Origin of the sequence: Acinetobacter sp. Tol 5 (assembly GCF_019702905.1) — a bacterium.
Taxonomy (GTDB): Bacteria; Pseudomonadota; Gammaproteobacteria; order Pseudomonadales; family Moraxellaceae; genus Acinetobacter; species Acinetobacter bereziniae.
Genome location: NZ_AP024708.1, coordinates 1,504,097 through 1,519,438, shown reverse-complemented (window position 1 = coordinate 1,519,438; position 15,342 = coordinate 1,504,097). Strand labels below are relative to the sequence as shown.

At 37.4% G+C, this 15,342-nt stretch carries 13 protein-coding genes; 6 read left to right on the top strand and 7 right to left on the bottom strand.

All coding sequences use genetic code 11. From position 1 onward, the window contains the following. Positions 1–23 precede the first annotated feature (23 nt). On the bottom strand, positions 24–1,760 hold the full coding sequence (locus TOL5_RS07015; RefSeq protein ID WP_121775498.1) for a ShlB/FhaC/HecB family hemolysin secretion/activation protein: 1,737 nt from the start codon (positions 1,758–1,760) through the stop codon (positions 24–26). A 234-nt stretch (positions 1,761–1,994) separates the two neighbouring features. Between TOL5_RS07015 and TOL5_RS07010 the strand changes: the two genes are divergently transcribed. Continuing rightward, positions 1,995–2,171, top strand: coding sequence for a hypothetical protein (locus tag TOL5_RS07010; RefSeq protein ID WP_162987725.1), 177 nt, complete (start codon positions 1,995–1,997; stop codon positions 2,169–2,171). A gap of 12 nt (positions 2,172–2,183) precedes the next feature. Here the strand turns inward: TOL5_RS07010 and TOL5_RS22410 are convergent, their stop codons facing one another. Continuing rightward, positions 2,184–2,411, bottom strand: coding sequence for a hypothetical protein (locus TOL5_RS22410; RefSeq protein WP_121775496.1), 228 nt, complete (start codon positions 2,409–2,411; stop codon positions 2,184–2,186). A 48-nt stretch (positions 2,412–2,459) separates the two neighbouring features. Continuing rightward, entirely contained in the window at positions 2,460–3,143 is a 684-nt protein-coding gene (locus tag TOL5_RS07005; protein ID WP_121775495.1) for a restriction endonuclease, read from the bottom strand. A gap of 803 nt (positions 3,144–3,946) precedes the next feature. Between TOL5_RS07005 and TOL5_RS07000 the strand changes: the two genes are divergently transcribed. After that, positions 3,947–5,161, top strand: coding sequence for a tyrosine-type recombinase/integrase (locus TOL5_RS07000; RefSeq protein ID WP_151962168.1), 1,215 nt, complete (start codon positions 3,947–3,949; stop codon positions 5,159–5,161). 348 nt (positions 5,162–5,509) lie between these two features. Here TOL5_RS07000 and TOL5_RS06995 read toward each other — a convergent pair whose 3' ends face one another. Beyond that, positions 5,510–5,944 carry a hypothetical protein gene (locus TOL5_RS06995; protein ID WP_151962167.1) on the bottom strand — a complete coding sequence of 145 codons (435 nt, stop codon included), beginning with the start codon at positions 5,942–5,944 and terminating at the stop codon, positions 5,510–5,512. 605 nt (positions 5,945–6,549) lie between these two features. Further along, the gene (locus TOL5_RS06985) at positions 6,550–7,893 is read right to left on the bottom strand and encodes a KGG domain-containing protein (RefSeq protein ID WP_151962166.1); all 1,344 of its coding nucleotides are present in this window, start codon (positions 7,891–7,893) and stop codon (positions 6,550–6,552) included. A gap of 375 nt (positions 7,894–8,268) precedes the next feature. Here TOL5_RS06985 and TOL5_RS06980 point away from each other — a divergent pair, with 375 nt between their 5' ends. The 3 genes from TOL5_RS06980 to TOL5_RS06970 all read left to right on the top strand — a co-directional run bounded on the left by TOL5_RS06980 (position 8,269) and on the right by TOL5_RS06970 (position 10,753). Continuing rightward, entirely contained in the window at positions 8,269–8,703 is a 435-nt protein-coding gene (locus TOL5_RS06980) for a DUF6367 family protein (RefSeq protein ID WP_151962165.1), read from the top strand. 147 nt (positions 8,704–8,850) lie between these two features. After that, entirely contained in the window at positions 8,851–9,729 is an 879-nt protein-coding gene (locus TOL5_RS06975; protein ID WP_151962164.1) for an SDR family oxidoreductase, read from the top strand. A gap of 55 nt (positions 9,730–9,784) precedes the next feature. Then, entirely contained in the window at positions 9,785–10,753 is a 969-nt protein-coding gene (locus TOL5_RS06970) for a N5-glutamine methyltransferase family protein (protein WP_151962163.1), read from the top strand. Positions 10,754–10,800: 47 nt separating this feature from the next. Here TOL5_RS06970 and katE read toward each other — a convergent pair whose 3' ends face one another. Together katE and TOL5_RS06960 are read right to left on the bottom strand one after the other, a co-directional pair. After that, positions 10,801–12,936: a catalase HPII gene (gene katE, locus TOL5_RS06965; RefSeq protein ID WP_151962162.1), complete on the bottom strand. Its 2,136-nt coding sequence runs from the start codon at positions 12,934–12,936 to the stop codon at positions 10,801–10,803. Positions 12,937–12,999: 63 nt separating this feature from the next. Next, positions 13,000–14,409, bottom strand: a complete 1,410-nt coding sequence (locus TOL5_RS06960) for an iron-containing redox enzyme family protein (protein ID WP_151962161.1) — start codon at positions 14,407–14,409, stop codon at positions 13,000–13,002. 230 nt (positions 14,410–14,639) lie between these two features. Here TOL5_RS06960 and TOL5_RS06955 point away from each other — a divergent pair, with 230 nt between their 5' ends. Next, positions 14,640–15,125, top strand: coding sequence for a CinA family protein (locus tag TOL5_RS06955; RefSeq protein ID WP_151962160.1), 486 nt, complete (start codon positions 14,640–14,642; stop codon positions 15,123–15,125). The last annotated feature ends 217 nt before the right edge of the window (positions 15,126–15,342 follow it).

Genomic DNA, 15,342 nt, shown 5'->3' with positions numbered 1-15,342 from the left:
TTTATTTGACTTAATCATTAAACCTAATACATCCAGTTCAAACTAAACCCTGTTGTCACATTGTCTGTTCTGTAGTGCGCTGGTTTCTTCAATGGCGTGCCAACAAAAACGTTATAACTGACGGATTTTAAAATTTGACCACGCAATCCAAAGGCAGCTCCCATCAAACTTGTACCCAACAATGGATTAGGTTCATGTGCAGTTTTCCCACCCACTTCACCATAGTCAATGCCACTGTACCATTGCATTGGAAGTCTAAACATCGAGCCACTGATTTCATTGCGGACTAAGAAGCCATTGTCTGCCAATAAGGTTTGTTCACCATCAAAGCCGCGCACGGTATAACGGTTCCCAATCGAAAAACGGTCTTGAGGTGTCAATGGTTTTTGACTATGTTGGGTTCTCCATTCAGCAAGATATTGCAACGATTGATTGCCCACCTTGAAAGGAACTTGCAGGCTGGCATTGGCTTGTAATATGCCAACATGGGTATAAGCCTCGCCAAATTCCTCTTCAGGTGCACGCATTGCATTAAATGCACCTGTTCCACGTTTATAGGTTAAATTTCCGTTTAAGGTTGCATTGGCTAAATATTCCGTATGATCTAAGCTGGCTTTCCAGCCAGCCGTTTTTCTGCGCTGAACTTCAATTTCTACATCATTGATGAAGTTTTGTGACTCTCTATACCAACCACCAACACTGGCCGTGGTTTTGCGTTTTGCATCTCGATAAAGTACACGCGATAAATCAGCGCCAATGAGCTTGCTTTTCCCACTATAGCTATAACTTTCACTGGCGCCTGCAACCGTCTGGTTATAGTCAGATTGACTATAACTGGTACTCAACATCCAGTATTTCAGCGGAATGCTATAACTTAAATAATAGCCATCCGTCCCACGCTTTCCTGAATCACCACCACCCAAATCATGGTTATAACTGCCATAAAATAAATCATTTGCGGTAAACAGATGGTCTAAAGATAAAGTCGCAGTCCCTTGATATTTACCTGTTGAATCTGAACCTGCATCATCAATCCCTAAATGAATGCGGTAAGGTTTTGATTGTTGCCATGCCAGTTCCAAGTCACTATAGCCTGGTTCTTTACGCTGTTCTGAAGGTTTAATCTTAAAATCAGCTTCAACAGTTGGTACACGTTTAAAGTTTTCCAACCCCTGTTCAATATCTCGAATATTTAAAATATCGCCAGTTCGCACAGGCAACGCATTAAATTTGTGTGCGCGCTTAGATGTTCCTTGAACAAATTGAATTTGATCGACTTTACCAGCGATGACTTGAAGCTTAATTTCACCTGATGCGATATTTTGTTGGGGCAACAGCATACGCGTTGTCACATAGCCATGACTAATAATACGGTTTTGAATCAAATCCAATGCTTGATTTAAACCTTGCACCCCGATACAGCGACCAATCAAATTATGCTCACCTTGAATCACGGGACGCATCGCGAAAGTAAATTGGCGGGCATCATCCCCAATCAATACAAACTTTTTAATATCAAAACATAGTTTTTCACTATATGACTGTAAATATTGTAGTTGTGGCTGTGTAATTAATTGTTTTTCTAATCCCGTCTGTACCACAGGTTCAGGTTGTAATTGCTTTTCGAGCGCCTGATCTCGTTGCTGTTGTCTAATTTGTTGGTCCGCGTCAAAATTATTTAACTCTGCAGCGTTAGTTAGTGTTCCCAAAAGTATTAAACAAACACCCAAAGAAATTTGGTTTAATTTTAAATTTTTCATGTCAATAGTAATTGTGATGTATTTCACATTTAATTATTTCTAAATTATGACATTTTGTAAATACTCAAATTCATTATTTTTTCTCAAATCACTTTGACTTATAACGTATATTATGATTAACAATTACATACTTTTGACAACAACAATGAGTCGATTAGACCTCTAATGATTTAAAATATGTTTAATAATACCCTTAGACATCTAGGCAAGATCTTGAATGTGGTAACTCTTGATATGGCTAAGGTTTCTAAAGAATTTCTTAAACGATTGGATTGTATTGAGGAAGTCAGAAAGAATAAAACATTTACAGCACTGTCTGTAGATGCTTTCCCACCCATTCTTTCTTATGATGAGTTGGAAGCGATTGCTATGCCTCAACAACAGTTAGTTGAGAAAACTAGATATGATTAGACTAAATCTAATTTATGAAAGAATCTCCAAAAATGGATTTTTATCAATAATTGCAGCATTTGACTTCTTACTGAGGAAATCCACAAGATCGCCTTGGCGTTGTAACAACATAACAATTTCACGTAATGAACATAAAAAAATTGTTTTTTGACTAAGAGCATCTCTACATACAGACTCTACCGATGAGGCATAACCATTTGCTGAAATAAAAATTCCATTAGCATTTTGACGAAGAAACAAGCGACTTAGATGTGGTGAAAATTCGCCTATGCCAACTGGTGCATTAAGCTACTTCATTTCGACAAGATAAATCTGACCATTTAATTCAATCACTCCATCTATTTGCTCAACTACTATAGATGTATCTGGATCTCTACGGCGAAAATCTTCTCTAACTAGTATCCCATAAACTTTAAATAAATCGTTTAATATGCTTTCTAAAAGCTTACCTCTTTCATGTGGCTTCTCATCCAAGCCGAATAATGCCGAAAGACGGCGGTTAATAGCATCAATATCCTCTGATTTTTTTGTAGCTATGGCACGTTCTGCACGTGACTTTGCCATACGCTCTTCTCGTTCAACATCTCGTTCTTGTTTTATACGAGTGAATGTATCTTTTTTACCCACAGCTTCCCGAATAGTTGTAACTAAGCCTTTAGCTTTATATTGATCACTTTCCCAACACGTCTCAAAACTTTCAAACTCAACAACTCTCTTAATAATTTCACGGCGTGTGCCAAGCGCACTATCACCACGAGCATTGACTTTTGTAAGAATATTTCTAGCGATCTCATACTTTGTTATTGAGAATTTATTAACGGCAACTAACCGCTCAACTTCACCAAGATCATCCTGAGCTACTCCAGCACCACGAAAAAACAAAACAACATCTTTCTTACTACGACATAGCAATGGAATGGTATCGACTAGTAGGCTGAGTATCTCGGGTGGATAGTGAAATGCTTCTGCCATCTAGATTATTCTCCAATAATTCTAATGATGAAAGTTTAATATCAAAGATAAATTAATAAATACATGCTCAATAATATATTAGAAAATGGGATTACTAAATAAACCCATTGAAATTATTTTATGCTTACGCCCCCCCCCAGAAACAACAAAGCCCCGATAATCGGGGCTGTGTCATTAATATTTGGCGGAAGCGGTGAGATTCGAACTCTGTAAATAACTTTTTAATAGATTCTATCTAGGTTTAATTCATTATTTATCAAATAATTAAAATCTAATAGAATCTTATAGATTTTATAACTTGTGCCAAATTTTGTGCCAACTGCTTTTTTAAGTAATGCTTTTTATAACAAAAATTTGTTGGTGATGATAGCAGTAGAGTCAGATAGATAACATACTGTTTTATTTAACTTTAATTATTATAAGGGTTGCAATTTATCCCATTTTGACCCATTACTCTTTTGTACATTTCTTGACTGGGTAATCCCCCCTCAAAATAATTGAACTCAAAAGTAGAAAATCGAATAATCCTGTTCAAGGAGATTTTTTATGAAAACATTGAAGTCAAAGGGCAGAAAATGGAGTACAAAGCGGAATTAAGTACAAACACATGACCAAATGGATGGAATACATCATGCCAATTAACAATCTAACCTTCTCTAAATACAAATTACATTTACATCTATCCAATTGATTTAAAAATATTTTTATTCTAACTTTCCATAACAATGTGATACATGCAATTACCATTTTTTGTGAGTAAGATTGTGAGTAAGCACTTTCTAAAATAGCGTTACTCACATCACATGCTAAACGATCTTAAAATCAAAAGCTTAAAACCACATGAAGAATTATACCGCGTGGCTGATCATTCAGGACTGTGTATAGAAGTCCGCCCATCCGGTAGCAAATTCTGGCGTTATCGCTACCGTTTTCTTACAAAAGCAAAAATGCTAACAATCGGTCAATATCCTGAAATTACTTTAGCATACGCTCGCTCAAAAACAATGGAGTATCGAGAGCAACTCGCCAAAGGAGTAGATCCAATAACCCACCAGAAAAATGAACGCCTTGAAGCAATCAAAGCAAATAATGGTACATTCCGTTTAGTCGCTAGCGAATTTATGAATTCTAGGAAAGCTCAACAATCTAAGGAATGGGAACAACGCCGCACCAGTTATTTTGAGAAAGATGTTTATCCTCTTATAGGTAACAAACCTATCCATGAGATCGATTCGATTGATATTAAAAATGTACTTGATAGTACTATGGCAAGAATCAAAAAATCAGGAAGAGGCACAGGGGAAGTTAAGGGAATTTTTGTTAGGCAAATAATAGGTGAAATCATGGAATATGCAATTATCACAAAACGTATTTCTATTGACCCTACCTACGTCCTTAGAGGTTACATCAAGCAGCCAGAAGTAACACATGCCAGACCATTGACTGAATCTGAAAAAAGAAAGCTTAAGTCTAAGCTAAATACATACGGTGGCTCTATTAGTACACGAAATGCTATTAAAGCGGCAACATATACATGGCTTAGAAGCATTGAGCTACGTCGAGGCAAAAAGGAATATATTGATTTTGAAGATAAGACTTGGACTATCCCTGCAGTATCACAAGCTGATATTTTGGATGGAAAGCGTAATATGAAAAAGAACAGGACGCATGTTGTCCCTTTGTCAGACCAAGCCATAGAAATTATGAAAGAGCAATTTTCTCTTTATCCCAATAGCGAGTATATTTTTGCTGGCGAAGATGGAGAAATGATGGGGAAAACTACATTGAATACGGCCCTTCGTAACATGAAGTTAGAATTTACCATGCATGATCTAAGAGCTACAGCATCTACAGTGGCTAATGAGCATGGTTTTAATAAGGATTGGGTTGAAATACAACTTGCACACGTTTCTGATAATAAAACACGCGCATCATACAATCATGCTCAATGGCTAAATGACCGTAAAACAATGATGCAATGGTGGGCTGATCATGTAGATAGTTGGAATAAGGACTAACTCTATATTTTACCTCTAAAGGTTTTCATCTATTAGTGAGTTAAAGTAATCCAGTGATGGATGGGATTACTTTTTATATATAATTTAATTATTAGAATGATCCTAAACAAAACAATGGGCAATACAGCCCCCATTAAACTTATGAAAGTGTAAAAATATTTTCAGTATCGCATATAACTCCTTGACCTTATATTTCGTATTAACATTATCCTGTCATGCCATATGATCTAAAGCTTCTTAATAAAACCCGAAGTCTTGCTTTTTCCATCAATATGCTTGGCTGAGATAAGCACAATTTGCAAGTCAACTCGTCACTTAATGACAAATTCACTTGATAAAATACTCAACTCACATTTCTTTCAGATCTTGTATGCCTGTAAGCGAAAGATTTATAACATAAAATTGGCTCTCTTCACTGATCGCAGCAGCCACCTTCTGATCTATCAAAGTTTCTGTAAATTGGTTTGCATCATCTTGATGTAGATATCCAACAACTAACCCTTTCACTTCTACCCTAATTGCATGTTTATCTAATTTATTTGATGGCTCAGAAATAAGCCTAGCAGTGACTTCAACTAACTTTTCATGAGTTTCAGAATTTACAATCGACTTTAAATTTTCTTGAAAAGATTCTTCCTGTGCTATTTCAAACGTATATAAAACATTATCTAAAAATGACGCATTCTCAGATGTAGAAGTCGATAAAGTCTCGGTATTTTGAAATTTTCTAGTAAACAAAATGGTGAGAAGTACAATAATTACAGTGAGTATAAGAATCCACATATAGATCTCCCCCCTCATTCACGATTAGAATTGATAATAATAAAACATTACATCATTCAGTATTTCATTGTGAGTATCATAGCCTCCAGCAACATATGTCTTTCTTGATTTCCTAATAAATTAATTAAGCTACCATTTTGCGACATTCAATTGCACATAGACGACATACTTCAGCACATTGCTGACAGTACTCATTATTATGCTTCCTACACTCCTCATTACAGTAATCACAAACTCTGGCACAAAGTTTACATATATCAACCAAGAAAAATGATTTTATTTGATTTTGCGCATAAGCTACAAATTTCAGTACATTCTAGACAATGTTGAATACATTCACGCATCATCTCAACATCATTTTCTTTTAAGCAAAGATCTGCGCAAGTAGAACAGGTTAATGAACAGAAAATGCAGGCATTTGCATACTCTGAAAAATTAATCGTATTCATTTCATACTCCTAAAAACATCAAAGTGATTAATAATCAAATAACCCCAAATATTGAGATGAAACGGAAAAAGAAGTTGAGTAAATATAATCCACTCAACTTCTTTAATTAGATAACCATTTCAATATGATTATTAAGTTGAAAAAATTGATGTTTCTTTAATTGGTAAAGCGACCATACTCATCACGTTTTTGATTCGAATTACCACGTCCACTATTCCCTCGATTATCATAGTCATCATCCTCATTGCGGCTACGACCGCGTCCACCTGAACGGTTGCTATCACGATCATCATCGTCATCATCGCGACGGCTACCACCACGTCCACCGGAACGGTTGATACCACGATCATCATCGTCATCATCGCGACGGCTACGACCGCGTCCACCTGAACGGTTGCTATCACGATCATCATCGTCATCATCGCGACGGCTACCACCACGTCCACCGGAACGGTTGATACTACGATCATCATCGTCATCATCGCGACGGCTACGACCGCGTCCACCGGAACGGTTGCTACCACGATCATCATCATCGTCATCATTGCGACGGCTACGACCACGTCCACCTGAACGGTTGCCACCACGATCATCATCATCGTCATCATCACGGCGACTGCGGCCTCTGCCACCAGAACGGTTGCCACCACGATCATCATCATCGTCATCATTGCGGCTACGACCACGTCCACCTGAACGGTTGCTACCACGATCATCATCGTCGTCATCATCATTGCGGCTACGACCACGTCCACCAGAACGGTTTCTACCACGATCATCATCGTCGTCATCATTGCGGCTGCGACCGCGTCCACCTGAACGGTTGCCACCACGATCATCATCATCGTCATCATTGCGGCTACGACCGCGTCCACCTGAACGGTTGCCACCACGATCATCATCATCGTCATCATCACGGCGACTGCGGCCTCTGCCACCAGAACGGTTGCCACCACGATCATCATCATCGTCATCATTGCGGCTACGACCGCGGCCACCGGAACGATTGCTACCGTGATCATCATAATCATCGTCATCATCACGGCGACTGCGGCCTCTGCCACCAGAACGGTTGCCACCACGATCATCATCATCGTCATCATTGCGGCTACGACCGCGGCCACCGGAACGGTTGCCACTACGATCATCATCATCGTCATCATTGCGGCTACGACCGCGGCCACCGTAACGGTTGCTAACACGATCATCATCATCGTCATCGCGGCCACTAGAACGACGATCATTTTTATGACTTAATGATCCCGCTTCACGCGCCTCATCAGATGTAAATTCATGAGCATTACCTTGTGAATGTGCAATACGGCCAGCGTCTCTAGCTTCTTCTGAAGTGAATTCATGGGCATTGCCACTCGCATGAGCGGCACGTCCCCCCATACTTGCTATTTCCTTTACTCTATCTGGATCCATACTTGCGAATCCACGAGTTGATGTACCAGAGTTATTATCTTGATCGTCTTGTCTAGAATTTTGATTAGCCATGATTATCTCTTCCTCTACTAATTATAAATGTGCCGTTATATAGCGGCTATAATCACCATAAGAGAAAAAATACTTTTGCCCAAACCTTGCTATGTTTCAATAATTTTAAATGTTTCCAACTTATTTTTTATAAACCTTATATAGTTATGTTATATAAATAGTTTTTAAATATTAATTTTTAAAATTAATATTTAATAGTTACGTTTGAAATAACAAAGAGAATAAAGAATTAATAAAGACAACAAATAAACATTATTTTACAATCCCAATCAAAATGATTAAATTTGATATAAAAGAATACAAAGTATATGTTTAAAGAAACAATTAAATTTAAGATATATAAAAATGATCGAATAATTTTTTAGGAGTTTTAAAATGAATTACAAAAATGAAATATATTCTGATTTGGAACTAAAACCAACTTTTATTACTTTACTCAGTCCTGAAATTTTACTGGCTCATCTAGACATTAATAATAACGACTGGCTAACATATGGTTCAGACTGGTTTTACAAAATAGAGAAAAAAGATATTGCATCACCATTTCAGCGCATCCTACATATTACTAACAAACTGAAAAATATTGAAATTTATAATAATTATCAAGTATCCTTTCAGGCTCTACATTCTCATCAGCATCCACCCTCGATCAGTATAGAACAATCGCAGCTAACCGAGAAAATAATAAGAGCAATACTCAATCTAGAGCAATCCACACCCATTGAAAATTTGACAGAAGATACTGAAAACAGAACAAATATTGAAGATATTATTGCCAGTCTTCATCTTAAGATATTATCTCTCACCTAAAGGACATTTGATAAAAGATAAGATTTATATTTTCTTACTACCTTCTACGGAAAAAATACAATTCAAACTAATAAAAACATTGTCCTTACCCAAAATAACATTTTTTTGAAAGATGATAAAAAATAATTGAATTAAAGGACTCTTGATATGAGCAACAATCCAAATCAATATCCAACCTCTGCACCTGCTCAGAAACAATCACACCAACCTGGAAAGCAGCAAGTGATGCATCCAGAACCAGAAATTATTAAATCGACTCATCAGGGCAGTAGCAAACTCAAAAATAAAGTTGTACTGATTAGTGGTGGTGATAGCGGAATAGGTCGCTCTATTGCCGTATTATTTGCTCGTGAAGGTGCTGATATTGCAATTATTTATCTTGAAGAACAAGAAGATGCTGAAAAAACTAAACAACTGGTTGAACAAGAAGGTCAACAATGTATATTGTTTAAAGAAGATATAACTGATCCTAAAGTCTCGGAAAGGTGTGTTGAGGGGACAATAAAGGCTTTTGGAAAAATTAATATCTTAGTTAATAATGCTGGCGTTCAGTTTCAGCAAAAAGATTTAATTAATATTAGTAATGAACAGCTAGAGAAAACTTTTAAAACCAATATTTTCTCGATATTTCATTTAACCAAAGCTGTGCTGCCTCATTTAATAGAAGGAGACAGTATTATTAATACCACCAGTATTACCAGTTATCATGGACACGATGAATTAATAGACTATGCCAGTACGAAAGGCGCGATTACAACATTTACTCGCAGTTTATCGACTAATCTAATGAAGCAGAAAAAAGGCATCCGTGTGAATGGTGTTGCCCCTGGCCCGATCTGGACCCCGCTAATTCCAAGTAGTTTTGATGCAGAAACGGTAGAGAAATTTGGTCAGGATACGCCTATGGGACGAATGGGCCAACCAAGTGAAGTTGCGCCTGCATACTTATTCTTGGCTTCCGATGATGCCAGTTATATTACAGGACAGGTTATCCACGTGAACGGTGGTGAAATTATCAATGGCTAAGCCAGTATAAAACCTCCTTTCGGAGGTTTTTTAATAACAATAAAGAGGCTAAAAAATGAATCAGCATTTTACTATGGAATGTATACAGCAAAGGGCTTTGCACTATTTACTCCATTTTTTAGAAGAACAGCATTATCGTTTTGCTGTTATAACACCGCTTAGTCATGAACGGATTTTTAATCGTAAGAAACACTTATCGAATACAGTGAGGAGCTTAAAGGATATTTTTGGTTGGAATCTGCCCTTTTATCCTGAAGCTCTGGATCAACAACTTTTTATAATCTTAAAAAATGCCGACCTGATCCGTCTTGAAGATCAGCAATGGTTGAGTTCAGTTCGAGTGGCATCTCTAGATGAAAAGTTATTTATTCATTCGGCTTTTCCAACGCTTGAAACCGATGCCGTATTCTTTGGGCCAGATACTTATCGTTTTTATTATCATCTTAAACACTACTTACTCCACCAAACACATGTTATACAGCGTAGTGTGGAACTCTGTTGTGGTGCTTCGCCTGTTGCCATTGCGATTGCCAAGTTATTTCCTGAGACTACGGAAATTTTTACTACGGACATTAATCCTAAAGCACTGTTTTATAGTCAGGTGAATAAAGATTTTACGGGGTTGAGTAATATTTTCCCCACACAGAGTAATCTTTTTTCTAATCTGGAGGGTCATTTTGACTTAATCTTTGCCAATCCTCCTTATCTAATGGATTTGCATGAACGCCAATATCGGCACGGCGGCAATGCGCTGGATGGCACTGATTTATCCTTTAATATTCTCACTGAAGCAATCAAAAGACTGACGCCTCAAGGTACGTTATTTTTATATACTGGTATAGCGATCAGTCAGGACGGCAATAAGTTTTTAGAAGCAGTCCATAGCTGGATACAAGATTATCCTGACTTTAAATACAGTTATGAAGAAATTGACCCTGATGTGTTTGGAGAAGAACTTGAACGACCAGCCTATCAACATATTGAAAGAATCGCTCTGGTTTTGATCCAGCTCTCTGCTACCTGATTGTTTTTAAAGATATTAAAAAGCTCCATGACGGAGCTTTTTTAGCATTAGGCTGGTATGGCTTCTGCCACGGCTTCCCTCGCCCAAACCCGATGATAACGAAGTAACTGTTTCAGCTTTTCGGCCACGTGACGGAAATCATCTTGCAATAGCGTGCCTTCATCTGACATTAAATCAAGTTGATCCAGTAATTCAGCTTTATCACCCAAGAATACAATTGGTTTTAAATGCTTATAGGCTTCCAGTAAATAATGCTTGGTTACACCATCCGCTAAGACAGCATCTAAATTATCGCCATCTGCAATCACCACAGCATCATAGATAATAGAAGGTTCTGCTTTCTGCATGCCATCCGAGGTAATTACTTCATCTCGTGATCCTTTTACTGGTGCCAGCATTGGCGTTAATAAATGCACAATGGCATTTTCCTGAATCGACCAGTTAATGATGGTACGTAATGTCTCCGCATTGACTTTGTCATGAATCAACACCGCGATTTTACGCCCCTGAATATCCTCAGGAATAAATGCCTGCATAGAAAGTTTTTCAGATTTTTCAATGCTGGCCTGCTTAAAGTTTTCTTTTAAGTCTGGCACATCGATTCCGAGATTTTCCCCGACTTGCTTCGCGAGATCGGTATCAATATTGGCTAACACTTGCTGAACTTCACGCTCACGGATATGTGGTCGCTGTACCTTACTTAACTCAAAAGTATAGGCATCGACCACATGTTTTTGCTCATGCGGCGCTAAGCTTTGATAATACAAACGCGCTTGGGAAAAATGATCCGAGAAAGATTCACTACGCTGACGAATTTTGTGTCCATCAATTCGTTCCTGATAACTTTCAAAGCCGCCATTCTGCGCAGCAGCAGGAATCTCAATCGGCCAGTTGTTATCAATTGAATTCGGCTGGTATGAAGCCTGACCTTTATGGATTTGATGCTGATGAATGCCGTCACGCTGATTATTGTGGAATGGACATACAGGCTTATTGATTGGAATCTGATGGAAATTCGGACCACCCAAACGACTTAACTGGGTATCGGTATAGGAAAATAAGCGAGCCTGCAATAGCGGGTCATTTGTGAAATCAAGCCCTGGTACGATATGCCCTGGGCAGAATGCAATTTGCTCGGTTTCTGCAAAGAAGTTATCCACATTACGATTCAACACAAACTTGCCAATTGGTGTAATCGGAACCAATTCTTCAGGAATAATTTTGGTGGGATCAAGGAGATCAAAATCGAAGGTCATCTCATCTTCTTCTTCAACAATCTGCACACCCAGTTCCCACTCAGGATACAGGCCTTGCTCAATCGCTTCATACAGATCTCGACGATGAAAATCAGGATCTTTACCTGCCAGTTTTTGTGCTTCATCCCAAACCAGCGCACTTAAACCCTGTTTCGGTGTCCAGTGAAATTTCACAAAACGAGCTTTTTCATGGGTATCTACAAAACGGAAAGTATGCACACCAAAACCTTGGATAGAACGTAAATTACGTGGAATCGCACGGTCAGACATCGCCCACATCACCGCATGCGCGGACTCAGGCACCAGTGAAACAAAATCCCAGAAAGTATCATGCGCAGTCGCCCCAGTCGGAATTTCCCTATGTGGTTCAGGTTTTACTGCATGAACGAAATCTGGAAATTTAATCCCATCCTGAACAAAGAATACCGGGGCATTATTGCCGACCAGATCAAAATTGCCTTCTTGGGTATAGAACTTAATGGCAAAACCACGAATATCACGTACTGTATCCGCCGAACCCCGTGGTCCCTGAACTGTCGAAAAACGCACAAAAATAGGTGTTTGTATGCTTGGGTCAGTTAGGAAACCCGCTTTGGTAAACCGTTCATTGCCTTCATAGGCTTGAAAATAACCATGTGCACCGACACCGCGCGCATGCACAATCCTTTCTGGAATACGCTCATGGTCAAAGTGCGTAATTTTCTCACGCAAAATAAAATCTTCAAGTAAAGTTGAGCCTCGTACACCTGCTTTTAGGCTGTTCTGGTTATCTGCAATTTTTACCCCTTGATTGGTCGTTAATGCTTCGTCGGTGGCATCACTTCTTACCTGATCAAGCTGTCTAGTTTTTTCAGTCTGATTACTTTTGTCTGGTGTATTCCCAGCTAAAGTACTTTTAGTATTGTTATCTTTAAGATCGTCATTCATTGGGCTACCCTGTTTTATTGTTGGCTAAATAAAATGATTAAATGGTGTTGTGGTTTTCCTGACTTAACGCGATGAAGCAGTTAAATAAGGAAATAACAATTCGGCATACTTCTGTGTACTCCATAGGCCTATACTTTTGTGATGAGATTCGGGACCAAGAAAAGGCGTCAATTTACATATCTTGAGTGCAAAATTGTCTGTCTGGCTAACTCTGGTTTGTAAATGTTCCAGTTCGCCCTCCGAGTTGTAACTGTATAGATAATCAAGTAATGGCTGTTCTTTACTTAGGCTATTCTTATAAGGCAAGATATGGGTTGAGTATTGATCGCCAGCAATCCAGTCATGAATAATCTGTCTTTCTGCAGGTGTAAATACACCATACATCTTCCCATCTTCATGGCTAATCATGCGCCAGAACGGACTTTCTTCAGGATCACAATTGAATCTTATCCAGCGCTTTTCGACCAATTGATCGATAAAACTCCCAATCTGTTGTGGATTGGCTAGCCAATGATTAATTGATTTGCATCCAACAATTTGTTTTTCATTATGAACAAGTTGCCCAATTAAGGCTTTGCGTTTTAAAATTTTATGAACAGAATTTTCAAGATTCAGATCTTTAATAATTTGTAGTGAGGACATACCTTGCTGATTTAAGGCATAACCTCGTTTTACCTTCGCCATAAAAGCTTCTTTATTTTTATATTTTTTATAAACATTTTCAAAAGCTTTTAAAGACTTGTGCGCATGACCATTGTCCAAATTATCGATGGTAATATGCAAATTGAAATATTTGGCTTCAATTCCCAGCTCTGTGAGCTCATAGTTGGTAATTAAGAGATGTAAAGGAAGCTGCTCATAGCCAAGATTAAAACCAATGATTTCAGGAATAAACTCTGGTGGTGCATAAGCTAAAGCCAGTTGAACTGCTGAGTGATGATAATACTCGTCGTCTAGGAAAAGCTCAAAATCATCCAGTCCCAATACACGCAATAAATCATCATAGATACAGACATGGTTGGACGTTGCCTGTCCCAGACCGAGCTCTTCTAGATAAATTAAAATAAGGTCATGAAAAACAGGATCATTCCAATAATTTACGAGGCTATATAGCCAAGAACCGTCTACTTTTTTTACAGGGGCAACTTTTAATAAAAATTCAAATGCCTGCCCGATGTTTTTAAAATATTCTCGCTGGCTCCCTGCTTTGCGCTGGCATAAATAGTCTTGATAGCTGAGACATACTTTACGATTTTCATTGTTATACCAATTACGGATTTCCTCAATCTCATTAGGTAAAGAAATCTTATTCGACTTCATCGTATCAAATTCTTGTGCTAAGAAATTAACTGCTTTTTTCTCTTTTTCAAAGTTAGATATATCCCCATCAAAGAAGAAAGAAACTAACTCGTAATAATTTTTATGATCGTCGTGCAACAAATCAAGTAATCTTTTTTTTACGACAACAGGCATTTCCATTCTCCGAATCGAAAATATAAATTTACTTTACGTTGCTCATGCTTTATTCCTACTAATATTTTGTTAAAACAAGTTAAGATTGAAACAAATAAAAATCAAATACCTTTTATATCAACAAAATAGGAAAACTACTTTTTTACATTTCAATATTTTGAATTATTTAAACAGAAAATAAGTTGAAAAATAATTAATAATTTAAGTAATAAATTTGATGAGAGAAAGAGATGTTTAAAAAATCATGCGAATTACTGGCTCAAAAGAAAATTTCTGTATTCTTTATTGAAAGCGCTTCTGCAGGTTATTTATCTTATCAATTTTCTTTAAGTCCCTTTTCTGGAGATATTCTTATAGGAAGTTTGGTTTGTTATGACTTAAAGGTAAAAGAAAAGGTGCTAAAAATTTCTCCAAATCTAATTAAGAAATATAGTGCTGAATCCATTCAGGTCACAGAAGAGATGATTAAAAAGGGAAAGAAAATCTTTAAATCAGATATTTATATTTCCTGCACTGGATTACTCAAGAATGGAGGCTCTGAAAGCAAACAGAAACCTGTCGGAACATTCTTTTACTGCATAGATTATAAAAATAAAACTTATATTTTCAAAAAGATATATCATGGATACCCCACCAAAAAGCTAAAAAAACTACTCAAGGATATATGCTGTAATATTGTTAAGATTATCAATAAAAAAGATATCCAAAACAAATGATATTATTCTTTGTTTCAGTTTGTTAATTTAGTATAAACTTATATTAAGACTGTTCGCTTCAAAAACAAATACAAATACTTAACTTGTTAAAAAACATTCTTTCTATAAAAAAACTGCATTACATTTAAATATACTGAAACAGGCTTACTCCATTTTATATAAACTTTTATGTTTTAATTTAATCATCTGATTTACTCAGATAATATCTAAAACTAGA

What these genes read in the sequence shown, in the direction of transcription:
- katE (WP_151962162.1), bottom strand. Translation starts at nt 12,936, where the DNA reads ATGAATGACGATCTTAAAGATAACAATACTAAAAGTACTTTAGCTGGG.
- TOL5_RS07010 (WP_162987725.1), top strand. Translation starts at nt 1,995, where the DNA reads ATGGCTAAGGTTTCTAAAGAATTTCTTAAACGATTGGATTGTATTGAG.
- TOL5_RS07015 (WP_121775498.1), bottom strand. Translation starts at nt 1,760, where the DNA reads ATGAAAAATTTAAAATTAAACCAAATTTCTTTGGGTGTTTGTTTAATA.
- TOL5_RS07000 (WP_151962168.1), top strand. Translation starts at nt 3,947, where the DNA reads ATGCTAAACGATCTTAAAATCAAAAGCTTAAAACCACATGAAGAATTA.
- TOL5_RS07005 (WP_121775495.1), bottom strand. Translation starts at nt 3,143, where the DNA reads ATGGCAGAAGCATTTCACTATCCACCCGAGATACTCAGCCTACTAGTC.
- TOL5_RS06995 (WP_151962167.1), bottom strand. Translation starts at nt 5,944, where the DNA reads ATGTGGATTCTTATACTCACTGTAATTATTGTACTTCTCACCATTTTG.
- TOL5_RS06960 (WP_151962161.1), bottom strand. Translation starts at nt 14,409, where the DNA reads ATGCCTGTTGTCGTAAAAAAAAGATTACTTGATTTGTTGCACGACGAT.
- TOL5_RS06985 (WP_151962166.1), bottom strand. Translation starts at nt 7,893, where the DNA reads ATGGCTAATCAAAATTCTAGACAAGACGATCAAGATAATAACTCTGGT.
- TOL5_RS06975 (WP_151962164.1), top strand. Translation starts at nt 8,851, where the DNA reads ATGAGCAACAATCCAAATCAATATCCAACCTCTGCACCTGCTCAGAAA.
- TOL5_RS06955 (WP_151962160.1), top strand. Translation starts at nt 14,640, where the DNA reads ATGTTTAAAAAATCATGCGAATTACTGGCTCAAAAGAAAATTTCTGTA.
- TOL5_RS06970 (WP_151962163.1), top strand. Translation starts at nt 9,785, where the DNA reads ATGAATCAGCATTTTACTATGGAATGTATACAGCAAAGGGCTTTGCAC.
- TOL5_RS06980 (WP_151962165.1), top strand. Translation starts at nt 8,269, where the DNA reads ATGAATTACAAAAATGAAATATATTCTGATTTGGAACTAAAACCAACT.